Origin of the sequence: Peribacillus sp. FSL H8-0477, assembly GCF_038002765.1 — a bacterium.
Lineage (GTDB): Bacteria > Bacillota > Bacilli > Bacillales > DSM-1321 > Peribacillus.
Window position 1 is genome coordinate 1,101,732 of sequence record NZ_JBBODE010000001.1, and the last position, 14,721, is coordinate 1,116,452.

17 protein-coding genes are annotated in these 14,721 nt (G+C 39.4%); 3 read left to right on the forward strand and 14 right to left on the reverse strand.

The annotated features are described in order from the left end of the window. Positions 1–4: 4 nt before the first annotated feature. The 4 genes from MHI18_RS05705 to MHI18_RS05720 all read right to left on the reverse strand — a co-directional run bounded on the left by MHI18_RS05705 (position 5) and on the right by MHI18_RS05720 (position 4,492). Positions 5–1,132 (reverse strand): YqgU-like beta propeller domain-containing protein, encoded by a 1,128-nt coding sequence (locus MHI18_RS05705; protein WP_340846428.1) that lies wholly within the window; start codon positions 1,130–1,132, stop codon positions 5–7. A 249-nt stretch (positions 1,133–1,381) separates the two neighbouring features. After that, the gene (locus MHI18_RS05710; protein WP_340847588.1) at positions 1,382–3,211 is read right to left on the reverse strand and encodes an LTA synthase family protein; all 1,830 of its coding nucleotides are present in this window, start codon (positions 3,209–3,211) and stop codon (positions 1,382–1,384) included. A 96-nt stretch (positions 3,212–3,307) separates the two neighbouring features. After that, positions 3,308–4,276 carry an ROK family glucokinase gene (locus MHI18_RS05715; RefSeq protein WP_340847589.1) on the reverse strand — a complete coding sequence of 323 codons (969 nt, stop codon included), beginning with the start codon at positions 4,274–4,276 and terminating at the stop codon, positions 3,308–3,310. A gap of 12 nt (positions 4,277–4,288) precedes the next feature. Further along, entirely contained in the window at positions 4,289–4,492 is a 204-nt protein-coding gene (locus MHI18_RS05720; protein WP_040374247.1) for a YqgQ family protein, read from the reverse strand. A gap of 137 nt (positions 4,493–4,629) precedes the next feature. Between MHI18_RS05720 and MHI18_RS05725 the strand changes: the two genes are divergently transcribed. Beyond that, a complete protein-coding gene (locus MHI18_RS05725) occupies positions 4,630–5,481 on the forward strand; it encodes a hypothetical protein (RefSeq protein WP_340846429.1) in 852 nt (283 codons plus the stop codon). Here the strand turns inward: MHI18_RS05725 and MHI18_RS05730 are convergent. From MHI18_RS05730 to MHI18_RS05750, 5 genes are all read right to left on the reverse strand, one after another. After that, on the reverse strand, positions 5,476–7,020 hold the full coding sequence (locus tag MHI18_RS05730) for a rhomboid family intramembrane serine protease (RefSeq protein WP_340846430.1): 1,545 nt from the start codon (positions 7,018–7,020) through the stop codon (positions 5,476–5,478). The two genes, MHI18_RS05725 and MHI18_RS05730, sit on opposite strands and share 6 nt — an antisense overlap. A 194-nt stretch (positions 7,021–7,214) precedes the next feature. Then, positions 7,215–7,415, reverse strand: a complete 201-nt coding sequence (locus MHI18_RS05735) for a hypothetical protein (protein ID WP_340846431.1) — start codon at positions 7,413–7,415, stop codon at positions 7,215–7,217. A gap of 77 nt (positions 7,416–7,492) precedes the next feature. Continuing rightward, complete coding sequence (locus MHI18_RS05740; protein WP_340846432.1) at positions 7,493–8,068, reverse strand: 5-formyltetrahydrofolate cyclo-ligase; 576 nt, start codon at positions 8,066–8,068, stop codon at positions 7,493–7,495. Positions 8,069–8,122: 54 nt separating this feature from the next. Continuing rightward, positions 8,123–8,272, reverse strand: coding sequence for a 50S ribosomal protein L33 (gene rpmG, locus MHI18_RS05745; RefSeq protein ID WP_040374250.1), 150 nt, complete (start codon positions 8,270–8,272; stop codon positions 8,123–8,125). Positions 8,273–8,387: 115 nt separating this feature from the next. Then, the gene (locus tag MHI18_RS05750; protein ID WP_340846433.1) at positions 8,388–8,993 is read right to left on the reverse strand and encodes a hypothetical protein; all 606 of its coding nucleotides are present in this window, start codon (positions 8,991–8,993) and stop codon (positions 8,388–8,390) included. Between the two features lie 372 nt (positions 8,994–9,365). Here MHI18_RS05750 and MHI18_RS05755 point away from each other — a divergent pair, with 372 nt between their 5' ends. Beyond that, on the forward strand, positions 9,366–9,746 hold the full coding sequence (locus tag MHI18_RS05755) for a hypothetical protein (protein WP_340846434.1): 381 nt from the start codon (positions 9,366–9,368) through the stop codon (positions 9,744–9,746). Then, positions 9,739–10,173, forward strand: a complete 435-nt coding sequence (locus tag MHI18_RS05760) for an endolytic transglycosylase MltG (RefSeq protein ID WP_340846436.1) — start codon at positions 9,739–9,741, stop codon at positions 10,171–10,173. Before MHI18_RS05755 ends, MHI18_RS05760 begins: the two co-directional genes overlap by 8 nt. 127 nt (positions 10,174–10,300) lie before the next feature. Here the strand turns inward: MHI18_RS05760 and phoU are convergent, their stop codons facing one another. The 5 genes from phoU to MHI18_RS05785 form a co-directional block, all read right to left on the reverse strand. Further along, the gene (gene phoU, locus MHI18_RS05765) at positions 10,301–10,951 is read right to left on the reverse strand and encodes a phosphate signaling complex protein PhoU (protein WP_340846437.1); all 651 of its coding nucleotides are present in this window, start codon (positions 10,949–10,951) and stop codon (positions 10,301–10,303) included. Between the two features lie 26 nt (positions 10,952–10,977). Further along, positions 10,978–11,799 (reverse strand): phosphate ABC transporter ATP-binding protein PstB, encoded by an 822-nt coding sequence (pstB, locus tag MHI18_RS05770; RefSeq protein WP_340846438.1) that lies wholly within the window; start codon positions 11,797–11,799, stop codon positions 10,978–10,980. Positions 11,800–11,829: 30 nt separating this feature from the next. Beyond that, positions 11,830–12,711, reverse strand: a complete 882-nt coding sequence (gene pstA / locus MHI18_RS05775) for a phosphate ABC transporter permease PstA (RefSeq protein ID WP_340846439.1) — start codon at positions 12,709–12,711, stop codon at positions 11,830–11,832. Continuing rightward, a complete protein-coding gene (gene pstC / locus MHI18_RS05780) occupies positions 12,711–13,658 on the reverse strand; it encodes a phosphate ABC transporter permease subunit PstC (RefSeq protein WP_340846440.1) in 948 nt (315 codons plus the stop codon). Before pstC ends, pstA begins: the two co-directional genes overlap by 1 nt. A gap of 102 nt (positions 13,659–13,760) precedes the next feature. Continuing rightward, positions 13,761–14,717 carry a PstS family phosphate ABC transporter substrate-binding protein gene (locus tag MHI18_RS05785; protein ID WP_340846441.1) on the reverse strand — a complete coding sequence of 319 codons (957 nt, stop codon included), beginning with the start codon at positions 14,715–14,717 and terminating at the stop codon, positions 13,761–13,763. Positions 14,718–14,721: the final 4 nt, after the last annotated feature.

Below are 14,721 nucleotides of genomic sequence, written 5' to 3' on the forward strand. Positions count from 1 at the left end.
TATTTTATTGTTTAAAAAGCGGATAGATTTTTTTACCATTCCTATCGATTATGTTCTCGAATTGATACCCATATAAACACCAATCTTGATTCGGTGAACAGCTTAAGGGCTCATTTTCGAGCTGAGTCATCTCTTTTTCTAGTTTGCCCGTCTTCCAATTGAAAGATAGTAAACTAAAGCTTCCGGTGTATTGATCAACATTGCCAGGTTTTTCGGGTGCAAAGGTTAAAAGAGTTTGTTTTGTTTCATTATAATCATAATACGGAATCAACCAATCCGAGAAGTTTTTTAAATGCGGTATTTTAAATGCCGCAAGTGATTGATTTTTTTCATTATAAAACGTATAAGTAGCCTTGCTGAATGTTTCGCTTTCATCTCGAATGACAAAATACGAATGTTTCATTTTCTTAAAGAAAATAATATCAAGCATGATGCCTTTTTTCTCTGCATTTGCGAGATTTTGTTTAAACAGTGGTGCAGTTAGATTAGGCTGCTCTTCATTCCAATCTAAATACCAAATCTCATCCTTACTGCCCCATTGTAAAAAAGGCTGTGGTGCTTTTACCGTTTCTAAGCTTTTCTTTGCACCATTAACAATATAACTTGTATATGACCAATCTCTATTAAATCCAGACAAAAAAAGTGTGCCTGGCTCATAGATATTCCATTCATAGGTCAATTCCACAGACGGGATTGAAAAGGAATATTGAACATCTCCGGTATGTGTAAGTATGACAAGACTGGCAGTATCTGCAGTCGAAGCAGTGTGTACAAGAACAAAAGATTGATCGGGACTGATTGAAACATCAGTAATCTGCTCTGCAGGGTAATAAAATTCTTCTCCTGCCTTCTCAGTCATTTTCCACTTCTTTAAGACTGCTTCTTTACGATCTGATTGCTGAACACTATACAAAATGGTTTCGTTATCCAGCCAACCATATACTTTATCAACTTTCTCACTTTCGATAACGGGAATCTTCAAATTATCAGGGTCAGTTAATGGTACAGCTTCTTGCCGGGGATTTTCTTCTACAGGCTCCTTGCGCGTGATTTCTGACTCGCAGGACGTTAAAAGAAGTAAGCTGGAGAGTAATGCCATAGACAGAATTAAGCGAACAGTCCATATAGACATCACGAGCTGCTTCAACTGGCAGTGTGATGTTTCTTTAACGTTAATCTCTCACACCCCCTATTGAAAAGCGCAAGCCGCTTCAACCAGCAATAACAAATAACCTTCCCTAGCAGGAATAGTCAATGCTGTACAAGTATCCATCTTGCGACCATTCTTACGCTTTAATTATAAAACAAAAAAGTTCAGAATGCCCTAAAAATATAAAATTCCTCATAAGAAAAAAAGTCCAGAAATAGTTCTTCTGAACTTCTAGTCCCTTTCTAGATAAAAACGTAATAAATCTCCCTGAACTAACTGATCCGATAGTGAGAGCTCCTGATTTGCTTTATCCATAAATGGCTTACAATAGGAAATATCAATCAACTCTCTCGTTTCTTTTTGATAACAGGTATCAGTGGTATAGACGTATTCTGAAGTAATAAAGGATCCATTTCTAAGGATAGCAAAATCCAATTTGTCTTCTGCAAATAAATCGTTTCCAAACTGCAGCTTGTTCTTCGTCTCCACCCCAAGTAAATGAAGAATCGTCGGCTCCAAGTCGATTTGTCCAGATACTTTATGAATCGTTTGTCCTTTTTGACCTGGCAGATGAATAATCAAGGGTACCCGCTGAAGCTGAACTGTCTCAAAAGGTGTAATCTCCCTCTGAAGAAACTGCTCAAGGGATTCATTATGATTGTCAGATATTCCATAATGATCCCCATAAAGAACGATAACTGAATGTTCGTACAAATTCGTTTCCTTTAAATCCATGATAAATTGCTCAATCGCTTCATCCATATAGCGCACCGTAGGAAAATAGCGATTTAATGTCCTCGACGCTGATGTATATTCTGGAATACTTCGATCTTCTTGATCTAACGTAAAAGGAAAATGATTCGTCAGTGTAATGAACTTTGCATAAAACGGTTCCGGCATTGCTAGTAAATGACCGATCGATTGCTTAAAAAAGGGCTTATCTTTTAATCCCCAGTTCACTGAGTTAGCAGCATTGATTCGATAAGCAGTATTGTCAAAAAAATCTTGATACCCTAGTGACTGATACATTAAATCCCGATTCCAAAAGCTCTTATTATTAGCATGCAATGCTGCTGTATAATAACCTGCTTCGTTTAAAATAGCAGGTGCTGCTTGAAATGTATTCTGCGCATGAGTAAAGAATACAGCGCCTCTTCCTAATGGATAAAGTGAATTTTCTACTATAAATTCAGAATCAGACGTTTTCCCCTGACCAGTTTGCTGATAAAAATCGGTGAAGTAATAGCTCTCCTTAATAAACTCATTCAGAAATGGAGTGATTTCCTCCCCATTCATACGCTCACCGATGACAAAATTCTGAAGTGATTCCATAGAGACCATGATGATATTCTTACCTGATGCCGCTCCAAAAAGCTTTTGATTTGGCTCCTTTTGATTTGCTTGAATATAGTTCTCGATATCGGTTAGACGACTGCCATCAGCAAGGGCGCGCTGTGCAGATGTCTTCGATTGCAAATATGCATCATATAAATGATAATGATACGTTCCAATATTCTTCACTAACATTTCTCTGTCAAAGCTCCGTGTCAACAACTGCGGACGTGCTAGTTCCGCCATCCCTAAATGAATACAGGTAACACTAAGAACAAGCATAGTAAAAACCTTACGTTGTTTAACCGTATAGTTCCGAGTGGCTTGTTTCCTTTTCAAAAAGAACAGCAAGAAGAAAAAGTCTGCAAAGTACAGAAAATCGGAGTAGTTGATTAATTCTTTTACACTGCCTCCCAAATCATTCATATTGCTGGTTTGAAACAAAACCGGCAGTGTTATAAAGTCAGAAAAAAACCGATAAAAAATGATATTAGCTAATAAGATAACGGTAAGAACAAAATTAACGGACAACAAATAGACGATTTGTTGTTTATTCTTTAATAGCAGACTGATTCCAAAAACAAGTAATAAAAAGCTTAGGGGATTAATAAACAAAATGAAGGCTTGCAGCCAGTTATCGATGTTTATTTCAAAGCTTGTTTGATAGGCAATGTATGTTTTTATCCAAAGAAAGCATACAGAGAGACCAAACAGCGAAGGCCTAAACATAAATAGAAATCGTTTCAAGTTGTTCCCCCTTGCCTGTCTGTTAGTCTAAATCATCACCCCACTATTGTATCCCCAACAATTAAGAATGAGTCTTGATCAAGCATATAATTTTTTAACAAGCCAGGCTGCACCAATTACACCGGCGTCATTGCCAAGGGTAGCAATGCTAATACTTGTTGATTTACTTACGCGTTTAAAGGCAAAACGCTCAAAAGCCTCTCTTACTGGAGCTGCCAATTGTTCACCTGCGCGTGAAACTCCGCCACCGATGACAATTTTTTCGGGATTCAATGCATTTGCGGTATGAGAAAGCGCCATGCCTAAATAAAAGCTTACCTTGTTGATAACTTCATTAGACAGCAAATCTCCCTCCCCTGCACAAGCAAATAGCAGCCGTGAAGACAAAGGTTCTCCTGCATTTATTTTTTGTTGTAAGATTGAATGACCATCGTCTGTTGAAAGTGCTTCATTCGCTAGTCTGACAATACCCGTAGCTGAGGCGACGGTTTCAAGACAACCATTCTTCCCGCAATTACAAGGCGCTCCGCCTTCAGGGACAACGGTAATATGACCAATCTCTCCTGCTGCACCGCTTGCACCTTGGACAAGCATGCCATTAGCGATTACACCACCTCCCACACCCGTTCCGAGCGTTACAGCGATTAAATCTTTTGCTCCATTTCCAGCACCTTTCCACATTTCACCCAGTGCGGCCAAATTGGCATCGTTTTCAACAACTGCAGGCAGGGAGGTTTCAACTTCTAATAAATCCTTAAGCGGGTAATTTACCCACCCTAGATTAATAGCTTCATAAATGGACCCATTACTTCCATCAACAGGACCAGGAGCACCCATACCAATACCAAGCAGCTGACTTTTGACCATTCCTAATTCTTCTAGCTTTTCATCAATGGTCTTCGCAATATTCGTGGTAATATATTTTCCTTTTTCCGAAATATCCGTAGGGATCTCCCATTTGTGAAAGATCTCTCCGTATTTACTAATTATCGCAAGCTTTGTTGTTGTTCCGCCTAAATCGACACCCATCAGCCATTTTTCCATTATCGTCACCTTTTTTCATTTTTTCTGTTTCTTCTCTAAGGTAATATGATGCCTTAATAACAGGATTGCTGTTTGATAATCCTTTATATCAATCATCTGCATCTGGTATAATTCGCGAATCTCAGCTTCCATTAACTCATACTCCGCGACTCTGTCTCCTAAATAAACAAAAAAACCAAAACGTTTTAAAAACTGCTGTATATCATAGATTGTTTTCATCTCATCGACCTCTTTTAAATCTGAATCTTACTAGTAAAGTATAAGCGATATAAGTAAGAACTCTCAAGTCCTATAACTATCATAAATAAGTGGACAATCACATATCCTTTAGCATTCAGTGAGTTTGGAGGCGAATGATGAAAAAGCGTGTGGTGTATATGGCCATCTTCATGGCGGTTATTATTTCTTTTTTACTTTATACGTATCAACCTGCCAAGGAAACCATTAATTTTTTTCCGATTGACCCATCACTAAGCTTTCAGAGCGCTTCAACACATCTTACTGCCGGTGAATCGGGTAAGAGATATAATCTAGCCTTACGTGTTGAATCATCGCTCAAAGAGCCTGTATTTCTTCGTCAGGATATTGCCCTGCTTTATAAAAATGGAAAACTGATTAAGGTACTAAAAGACTGGAAGCAAAATACTGCATATCTGTCACAAGAAAACCGCCAAAAGCAAAGTGAGAGTGGAATTTTCCAGAACGTCAGCTTCCATTTTGCTGAAGCACATCCAAACAACAAGTTTACCAGTGTACAAACTATGACAGATGCTTATCTCTATATTATCCACTCTAAAACAGATCCATTTCAATCTTTTGCCCACCCTATTTCAAGTGACCAAGGCGAGTGGAAAAAGGCCCTTGATCGAAACCTAGATTCAGTAATCCAGCATGCACTAACCAATGGCTTGAACGCCTTTAAGCTGGATGAAAAACGGTACACTGTTCTCCCGCTGACGGCTTTACCATCTGAACATAAAACATTTTTCGCATCTTTTCCACCTAATCGGCAGCAGGAAATTGTCGGCAGGCTTTGGGAAGGTCTTTACAAGAACTATATTCTCGGTATAAAAAAAGAGGATGGCACCGTGGTCGACCCACAAAATAGTACCATTCCTCTTTTATTACTTGATAGTAACCGCCGTGAGCTATTCATCTTACTTACCGCTGGAGATGGAACGCCGCTCTTATTAAAGCAGCAGCTATAACCCTTTAATTCTTTCAACAAGTTCTTGATAGCGCTCATCCTCGGGGTTAAGCTCTGCTGCTATCTCAGCCTGCTCTAACCCCAAATCAAGTTTATTTTGTTCAAGATAGATGACAGCTAAATAGTAATGCGCATCAGGAAAGTCAGGCTTCTGCTCAATCGCTTTTATGTTATAAACTTCTGCCTGTTCAAGGTTTCCTGCTTTTGCTTCAATTGTAGCTAAGTAAAAATAAGAATAAGGGGCCTCACTAAAATCTTCCGTATACGCTGAAAGCATTTGTTTTGCCTTTTCAATTTCACCTTTTTCTTCATAATCAGCAGCCACTACCGTCATAATTTGATCATTGCTTTCGGAGGCTTTAGGTTGACTAAACCCATAATAAAGAAGGAAAAAGGTTAAGCCGACTGTTACAACAGCAAAAACAAGCTGTTTAACTAGCTGTTTGCTTTTTGGCAGATTCAGAACTCCGGAAGCTAAGAATCCGCCAATTAAGCCGCCAATATGTCCGGCATTGTCCACATTGCCGACAGAAAAGCCATAACCCAAATTAATAACAATTAAAACAACGACATTCATTCCCATCGTTCTCATGAACAGCTTTGGATGGGAAAGTCCAAAATACAATAAAGCACCGAAACAGCCGAATACCGCACCGCTTGCTCCAGCTGAAACTGTCGGGGACATGATAAAGCTCGCCAATACTCCTGCAAACCCAGCAAAGACATAAAGAAGTAAAAAACGCGTCCTTCCAAAGATTCTCTCTACTTCAGCTCCAATGAAATACAACGAAAGAGTATTCATCGCTAAGTGGAAGAAACCAATGTGTATCACCATCGGTGCGAAAAAGCGCCACCATTCTCCCTGAAGCATGAGCGGTGTATACTTAGCACCAAAATCAATTAATGTTTTCGTATTTGTACTGCCGCCGCTGAATTCCATGATTATGAAAACCGCAATCTGTATGGCCATTAATAGATAAGTGAAGAACGGCTTTCCCTGTTGGAAAAGTTGTTGCTCTTGTTTCGCCATTTTTACTGATTCAGCCAATGCGGATTGTTTAATTTCGTCGATTTCTTCTGCCTGTACCTCTCCAGTATCCGAAAGTTCAATGGATAGCGATTTAGAAAGGAGCTCTTGGAGTTCCTCCATTCTTTCATCAAACGCAGCCGTTTCCAAAATAAAGGTATGAATGGTTGTTTTATTATTAATGGTTGGCTTCCGGGTAAATTCATAGTCATCCACTGGTGCAAACGAAGTTACATATATATTGAGAACCTCAAGAGGTTTTTTATATAGTTTTTGTCTAATTTTTTCACCATTTAAGCTTGTTCTTTCAATATCTCGATTTAACCAGCTCGCCCAATCAAGATCATGCCGCATCAATCGAATCACAGGATGGTTTTTTTCACGTGTGTTTTCCAGCCAAATTTCCTGGTGATTTTCTGTCAAGGTAATAATTCTATAGCCATATCCGGCAGAAAGTTTCTTGACTATCGACCAAAAAAGATAATCCTCATTTAATCCCAAAGCTTTCCCCACTTTCTATTTCTCCCTTTTCTCAATGGTACCGTTTTCTAGTACTCTTTAATGATAGACGAAAGTCACCAAAAAGTAAAAATCAAAAACGTCTGAATAGTTTATGAAGAACGAAATTTTAAATGACTGTCCAACAGGTTGCCTTTCATTTCCTAAACAGCAAAAAGGCCTTATCATGTTGACAAGACCTTTTGTAGTTACTTAATAAAGTCCTTCTGAGCTGAACTGAATACGGAATGCATCATCTGATTTCTCATAAATGGCAGACTCAATGATCCTGAAACAAGCATTTTTCGTAACCAGGGATTCGATAACACGAGGTTCATTAGTTTATATCGATAACGATAGCCATAGTAAATCGCTGTTCCAATCATGATTATTCTTATCATTGTTTTCAATGAATTTCATCCCTCCTCACACGTAGTTTGTCAGGGATGACTTTTTTTAAACTGGATATGTATTCCAATAATATATTCTATTTCATTTTTAGGCATTCGAAGGTTTGTTCCTCAGTAACAATCTTCCCAATAGGGAGGTCATGGTTTTCAGTGGGGAAATGCGTAATAACCTGTTCTTTAAATGCCAATGAAAGTGTTTTGCCGGTAAACGTTGAAAGATACCTGTCATAATACCCCCCGCCAAATCCTAGACGGTGCCCCCGAACATCAAAAGCTAATCCTGGTACAATGAGTAAATCGAGTTCTTCTGGGGATACATAAACCGTTTGATCAACACGAGGTTCAAATAATCCAGAATAAACACATTCAAGCTGAGAAAAATCTGTTAAGATTCTAAAATCCATCTGCCTTAGCTGTGCCTCACACTTAGGAACTGCAACCCTTTTCCCCTGACTCCAAGCATGGGCGATAATAGCTTTTGTCTCCACCTCAGGGAAAATCGATACGGTAATCCCGATCGTTTGAGCCTGCTGCCATTCGTTTTCTCGGTACAAGCTTTCAGCGATGTATCCAGACCGCTGCCAATAATCTGTCTGGGTCATGGAATGTAACAGTTCCTTCATACTTATCCGAACGTTTCTTTTAGAATTCATTCTATATCCTCCTTAAAAAAACATAAAAAAAAACAACAGGAAAAATCCTGTTGTTTACTTTGTTTCACGGTGGACCGTGTTACGTTTTTCTCTAGAGCAATATTTTTTAAGCTCAAGACGATCGGGATTGTTACGTTTATTTTTTTTAGAAATATAGTTACGGTCTCCACATTCAGTGCAAGCTAACGTAATATTCACGCGCATGTGTATTTCCCTCCAAACATATTGACATTTTCACATAAGACTTTTATATGATAGCATTTTTCTCAATCAAATGCTAGTATGTTTTTTAGGAAGAATGATAACAATGCAGAAATATTTATATTGCTAGGCTGGCTGCTTGGCTAAGCAGATCGGTATGAAGAATTTTAGCCTCTTCTTTTGTAGCCGAATGAATGACCCATGCGATGGCTTCAATACATTCTTGCGGCATAATTTCTGTTTCTAAGGAAAAAATACTTGTGACTTCCCCCCTTGCCAATGGTGAGTACAGAAGAAGGCCTTCCTTAAGCGATTTAAAGCACCCATGCTGATAGAGACTTCCTTTTCCCTGAATACAGTATTGAGAAATCCCTCTCCCTCTGACGACCCCGCCAAGCAGCGCAATGGATTGCTGACCGACATGAAGAATGGCTTGTTCATGCGGACTATAAAAAGCGACAGCTTGTCTTTCTTGTGCATTTTCGTAATGACAGACAATCTTCGGAGTTATGATAGCATTAGAACGGTTATTAATGGTAAATTTGATAAATGAAATTTCTTTTTTACTATATGATTGACTGAAAGAACGTATTTCCCCCTGGTTTTCGGAAATATTATCCTCCTCACGATACCAATCAAAGCTGCCATCCATCCACAATCCAGCCCTTAAATTTCTCCGGTAACCCTCTCGTTCCGCTGTTTTATAAGCCGATAATGTACTCATTAGCTAATCCCCTCCTGTTTGAAAGCGCTTTAAATCGTTCGAATGGCAACTTCAGCAGACAACTTTCTATTTCCACTAATACACAAACAGTAATAATAAACTAGTTAAGGAAAACTATTCCTTTTGATGTATTAATCGTAGCATCTATCTACATTTTGAACAATAAACACATTTTGTCGATTTATCTCCGTTGTCTATGCAAAGCGACTTGAATGGGAAAAAAATTTTTATTTTCTTTACTTTCTTTAAATTAATGAAGACTTTCGACAAATTCCTTCCAGAAATCGCTGTAGTTTCAAGGAAATATACCCCTTTTTTCGAAAAATGTGTATGATAGATTTAGATCAAGAATACAACAGCTGAGGTGAAACAATGAATACACTCTTACTAAGCCTTCTTTCACTTGCCATTATCCTTTTCATTGCTGCTTTTTTTAAGAAGGATCGGGTAACTAAACTAGAAGAAGACTTGGAACAACTTACGCTTACACATATGCAGGATATCTATCTATTAAAGAAAAAGATAAAAATTCTTGAAGAAGAATTTTTGAGTGAAGATCTCCCGATATCCCCCATGCCTGCACTAAAACAAAAAAAACAACAGGCGCCTATTAATGAAATACTCAAGAATCAAGTTCTATCACTCTATCAACAAGGGCTTTCTCTTAAGCAAATCTCTGCCCAATCGACTCTCTCAACAGAGGTCATTACAGAAATCATTGAAGAGTCCTTGAGAGGTTCTACTTATGAATAAAGCATCGATACAGGCATTTGCTGCCGGCATTACCTTTTCTACAGCCATCATCACTGGATATCTGTTTTTCCTTGAACCAAAGGAAACCGAGCATCATGTAACAGTCGTAGAAGCAACGGCACTTCTAGAGAAAAAAGGATATACGATTCAAGACCCGACACAAATAGAGAAGAAAAAACCAGTAAACCAACCTGAACCTAAAGCTGAAAAACCGGCAAAAGCCATTAACTATAGCTTGACAATCAAGCCCGGGATGACTTCCCAACAAATAGCCGATACGCTCGTCAACGAACACATCATCCGTGACGCTGATACGTTAACGAATTACTTACGACGAGATAAACTTCACGACCATATTCAGGTGGGAACCTTTATCCTCTCCAAAGAAATGTCCATTGAACAAATCGCAAAAACCATTACAAAATAACGAAGTGATATCAGGCTGTTGAGAACCCTCGACAGCCTGTTTTGATATATGCCCTTTCACTAAGACTTTTTGCTTGTTTCTGCATGAACAATAGCCACATCACTTTGTGATGTGGCATTTATTTTTTTCAGTCATTGAGGTCCAGGTATCTTCCACGAACAAGATAATAAATGTTTTCGGCAATATTGGTTGTATGATCTGCTGTTCGTTCAAGGAAACGAGCGATTAAGGATAGCTGGGTTACCTGTTGTATATTTTCGTGAGATAACTTTAGGAGTTCTTTCATACATTGTCCATAAAGAATGTCGACTTTTTCATCCATGAAGACAATTTTCCTCGCCAGCACAACATCATCGTCTTTAAATGCCTGAATGGATAGATCCATCATTTCAAGTGTGACATCATGCATTTCCTTATACAAAGTCAGCGGCATAATAAAAGGTTTTTCACCAATTCGGATGGCTGCCTTTGCTATATTTACGCCAAAGTCAGCCATTCGTTCAATATCAGAAGCGATTTTAATTGCCGCAATAATTCTCCTTAAATCAATAGCAACGGGTTGTTGTCTAGTAATTAACTGGATGGCAAATTCGTTAATTTCTTCTTCAAGCAAGTCTGCTCGTTCATCTCGTTCAATGATTTCAAGAGCCAGCTCCATATCCTGCTTTTCAAGCGCTTCAAATGATCCTCGAATGGATTGAGCTGCACATGCTGACAGTTCAATCAGCATGTCCTTTAATTCCTGTAATTCTAATTCAAACTTCTCCCTAACGACCATTCACACTACCTCTTTTCTAAAATGAATTAACCAAAACGTCCTGTTATATAATCCTCGGTTCGTTGATCATTTGGCTTCGAGAAAATGGTATTCGTCTCATCAAACTCAATGACTTCTCCATTTAGGAAAAAAGCTGTCCTATCAGAAATTCTTGCAGCTTGCTGCATATTATGAGTGACAATAATTATACTGAAATCCTTTTTCAATTCTTGAACGAGTTCCTCTACCTTCAGTGTAGAAATTGGATCAAGAGCGGAAGTTGGTTCATCCATTAAGATCACATCGGGCTCAATGGCAAGGCAGCGGGCGATACAAAGCCGCTGCTGCTGGCCGCCGGAAAGTCCATAAGCATTTTCATGAAGACGGTCCTTCACTTCATCCCAAATTGCTGCTCCCCGCAAGCTTTTTTCGACAATCTCATTTAAAAGCTTCTTATTTTTAATGCCATGGATTTTCGGACCATAGGCGACATTTTCATAGATTGACTTAGGAAATGGATTCGGTTTCTGAAAGACCATTCCGACCTGTGTCCGCAAATCTTCTGCCTTATATGATTTATCAAGAATATTACGGCCCCGGTATGCAATCGTGCCGGTAGTTCGAACGCTTGGAACCAGCTCACTCATTCGATTCAATGTTTTAATGTACGTAGATTTCCCGCAGCCAGATGGCCCAATGATCGCCGTCACTTCATTCTGATAGATGTCTAGATTAATATTTTTTAGTGCTTGAGTTTCTCCATACCATAAATTTAATTCCTTAGTTTCATACACTTTTTCTTTTTGAGTAAGACTTTCGTTTCTAGCATGACTGTCTTGTTGTTTATGTTTGCTTAGTACAGCATTCATCGACAAATCCTCCTCTGTATTTCTCATATCCTAGTAGCGTTTTTGGAATTTATTACGTATTAAAACGGCGACTGAATTCATCGAGATGAGCAATACCATCAACACAATGATCCCAGCTGCAGCAACCGCTTGGAACTCCTCCTGTGGTCTCGATGTCCAGTTATAAATTTGCATAGGCAAAACTGTGAACGTGTCAAATATCGTTTTTGGCAGGAAGGCGATAAACATCGGGATGCCTACTACAACGAGCGGAGCTGTTTCCCCAATTGCCCGTGAGAGCGCCAATATCGCTCCAGTAATGATACCGGGAATCGCTGCTGGCAAGACTACTCTGACGATGGTCTGCCACTTTGTTGCACCCATAGCGAATGATGCGGCGCGAAGATCTTTAGGTACCCCTCGAATGGCCTCCTGACCAGCCACGATAATCACAGGAAGAATGAGCAGACTCATTGTTAGTCCAGCAGCAAGCACAGATTGACCCATCGCGAACGCTCGGACAAAAATGGTTAACCCCAACAACCCAAATACAATCGAAGGAACACCTGCAAGATTGGAGATATTTATTTGAATAAACGTCGTCATTTTATTTTTAGGTGCATATTCTTCTAGATATAACGAGGTTCCTACTCCAAGTATCAGCGTAACGGGTGTGACAACCCCCATCAGCCAAATGGTCCCCGTTAGAGCTGCTTTAATACCAGCCTCTTCAGGTTTTCTTGAAGCAAAGTTCGTAAAGAAATCCATCGATAAACTGCCGATGCCTTGAGTGAATATTCGGTAGAGCAGCACACCCAAAACGAACAACCCAAAAGTTGTTGCTAATAGAAACAGTACCTTAAAGATACGATTCAGCAAGATTCTTCCTGTCATTCTACGGCTAACATTTTCTTTATTTATTAATCTATCCATTAGTATTCCTCCCTGAACTTACGGGATATAAACTGAGCAAGGATATTCATGAGAAGAGTGAAAACAAACAACGTCATACCGACTGCGTAGATGCTATAGTAAATGGTCGTTCCGTACCCTGCATCTCCCGTGCTAACCTGAACGATATAAGAAGTCATTGTCTGAATGGATGAGGTAACATCCATATTCATAGAAGGTGTTGATCCCCCAGCCACTGAGACAATCATCGTTTCACCTATGGCTCTCGATAAAGCTAGAACCACTGACGCGATAATGCCTGATAGAGCAGCCGGAAGGATAACTTTAATGGCTGTCTCAAACTTCGTAGCCCCCATTGCATAAGCACCTTCTCGAATCGAACGAGGTACTGAAGACATTGCATCTTCCGATAAAGAAGCAATCATTGGGATAATCATGATTCCTACCACGATTCCAGGACTGAGTGCATTAAAGATCTCAAGCCCCGGGAATAAATCGCGGAGAAGAGGTGTTACAAATGTTAAAGCGAAGAAACCATAGACTATGGTCGGCACGCCGGCAAGGATTTCTAACAACGGCTTAATGATTCTTCTTGTCTTCTCTGAGGCATATTCACTCAAATAAATAGCTGACGCAAGTCCGATTGGGACAGCAACTAGGGCAGCAATAAAGGCAATTTTCAATGTACCGACGAGGAGCGGCATAATGCCGTAAGATGCTGCGGTTGCTGAAAAGGGATACCATTTATCAGCAGTAAAAAATTCTTTTATGGATACTCTTTCAAAAAAAGTAACTGTTTCAACGATTAATGTAAGGACGATCCCAATGGTTGTTAAAACAGAGATCGCTGCGGTAATTAATAATAAAAACGGGATGGCTTTTTCGACATTCCACCGCTTATTTTTTTGTTGTTTATTTTCAAAAATCATTTTTTGTATTGATTGTTCACTACCATGTTTCACAGCCATACCGACAAAACCCTCCCTGCCACGAAAGCAAAAGCAGAAAACGCCTTATGCTTTCGTCAACTTTCATCCAAGTTAAATCAGGACTGCTACAAGCCCTGCCGTTTATTTTTTTAGTTCCTTAAGTTTGTCTAAATCTGCTTGATACTCTTCTTCAGGAAGACTTACATACCCAACTTCCTCTGAAAGTTCGCCTGCATGCTCGATGGTGAATTTCACATAGTCAGCTACTTGTTCTTTATCCGCAATGGCTTTATTCGCTACATAGGTGAAGACTGGGCGGGAAAGCGGTGCATATTCACCGGATTTAATCGTTTCATGAGTCGGTTCTAGAGCACCCTTTCCATTATCGACTTTAACAATTTTTAATTTATCCTTATTTTCCACATAGTAGGCAAATCCAAAGAACCCGATTGCATTCTTATCACCCTCGACACCTTGCACAAGGATATTATCGTCCTCTGAAAGGGTTGCATTTGCTACAATAGGCTCTTCTTCTAGAATCACTTCATTGAAGTAATCGTATGTTCCTGAATCTGTACCTGGAGAATAAAACTTAATGTCTTCTTTTGGCCATTCAGCGCGGATGTCGGACCATTTTTTAACTTTTCCGTTGTCATCCTTCCAAAGCTGCTTCAATTCATCAACTGTCAGGTGATCGAGAAAATCATTCTCTTTATTGACCACAATTGAAATACCATCGTACGCAATTTTTAATTCTGTATATTCAATACCCTTTTTCTCTAGCTCTGCTTTTTCTTCATCTTTTATTGGGCGTGAGGCATTTGATAAATCCGTATCACCAGCGATAAATTTCTTAAATCCGCCGCCAGTTCCTGACGCCCCTAGACTCACTCTTACGTTTGGCTGGACGCCCATATATTCTTCAGAAACAGCCTCCATGATGGGGAAAACAGTTGAAGATCCATCAATCGCAACCTCACCGTTTAATTGATTGGATGATGATGCGTTTGTATCGCCTTCGTTCGAACCACAAGCTGCCGATACAGCAACTACACCACTCATCATTGCTGTTAAAGCCCAGAACTTAAACCGTCTCATTCTT

What these genes read in the sequence shown, in the direction of transcription:
- MHI18_RS05705 (WP_340846428.1), bottom strand. Translation starts at nt 1,132, where the DNA reads ATGTCTATATGGACTGTTCGCTTAATTCTGTCTATGGCATTACTCTCC.
- MHI18_RS05710 (WP_340847588.1), bottom strand. Translation starts at nt 3,211, where the DNA reads ATGTTTAGGCCTTCGCTGTTTGGTCTCTCTGTATGCTTTCTTTGGATA.
- MHI18_RS05720 (WP_040374247.1), bottom strand. Translation starts at nt 4,492, where the DNA reads ATGAAAACAATCTATGATATACAGCAGTTTTTAAAACGTTTTGGTTTT.
- MHI18_RS05725 (WP_340846429.1), top strand. Translation starts at nt 4,630, where the DNA reads ATGAAAAAGCGTGTGGTGTATATGGCCATCTTCATGGCGGTTATTATT.
- MHI18_RS05740 (WP_340846432.1), bottom strand. Translation starts at nt 8,068, where the DNA reads ATGAATTCTAAAAGAAACGTTCGGATAAGTATGAAGGAACTGTTACAT.
- rpmG (WP_040374250.1), bottom strand. Translation starts at nt 8,272, where the DNA reads ATGCGCGTGAATATTACGTTAGCTTGCACTGAATGTGGAGACCGTAAC.
- MHI18_RS05750 (WP_340846433.1), bottom strand. Translation starts at nt 8,993, where the DNA reads ATGAGTACATTATCGGCTTATAAAACAGCGGAACGAGAGGGTTACCGG.
- MHI18_RS05755 (WP_340846434.1), top strand. Translation starts at nt 9,366, where the DNA reads ATGAATACACTCTTACTAAGCCTTCTTTCACTTGCCATTATCCTTTTC.
- MHI18_RS05760 (WP_340846436.1), top strand. Translation starts at nt 9,739, where the DNA reads ATGAATAAAGCATCGATACAGGCATTTGCTGCCGGCATTACCTTTTCT.
- phoU (WP_340846437.1), bottom strand. Translation starts at nt 10,951, where the DNA reads ATGGTCGTTAGGGAGAAGTTTGAATTAGAATTACAGGAATTAAAGGAC.
- pstB (WP_340846438.1), bottom strand. Translation starts at nt 11,799, where the DNA reads ATGAATGCTGTACTAAGCAAACATAAACAACAAGACAGTCATGCTAGA.
- pstA (WP_340846439.1), bottom strand. Translation starts at nt 12,711, where the DNA reads ATGGATAGATTAATAAATAAAGAAAATGTTAGCCGTAGAATGACAGGA.
- pstC (WP_340846440.1), bottom strand. Translation starts at nt 13,658, where the DNA reads ATGGCTGTGAAACATGGTAGTGAACAATCAATACAAAAAATGATTTTT.
- MHI18_RS05785 (WP_340846441.1), bottom strand. Translation starts at nt 14,717, where the DNA reads ATGAGACGGTTTAAGTTCTGGGCTTTAACAGCAATGATGAGTGGTGTA.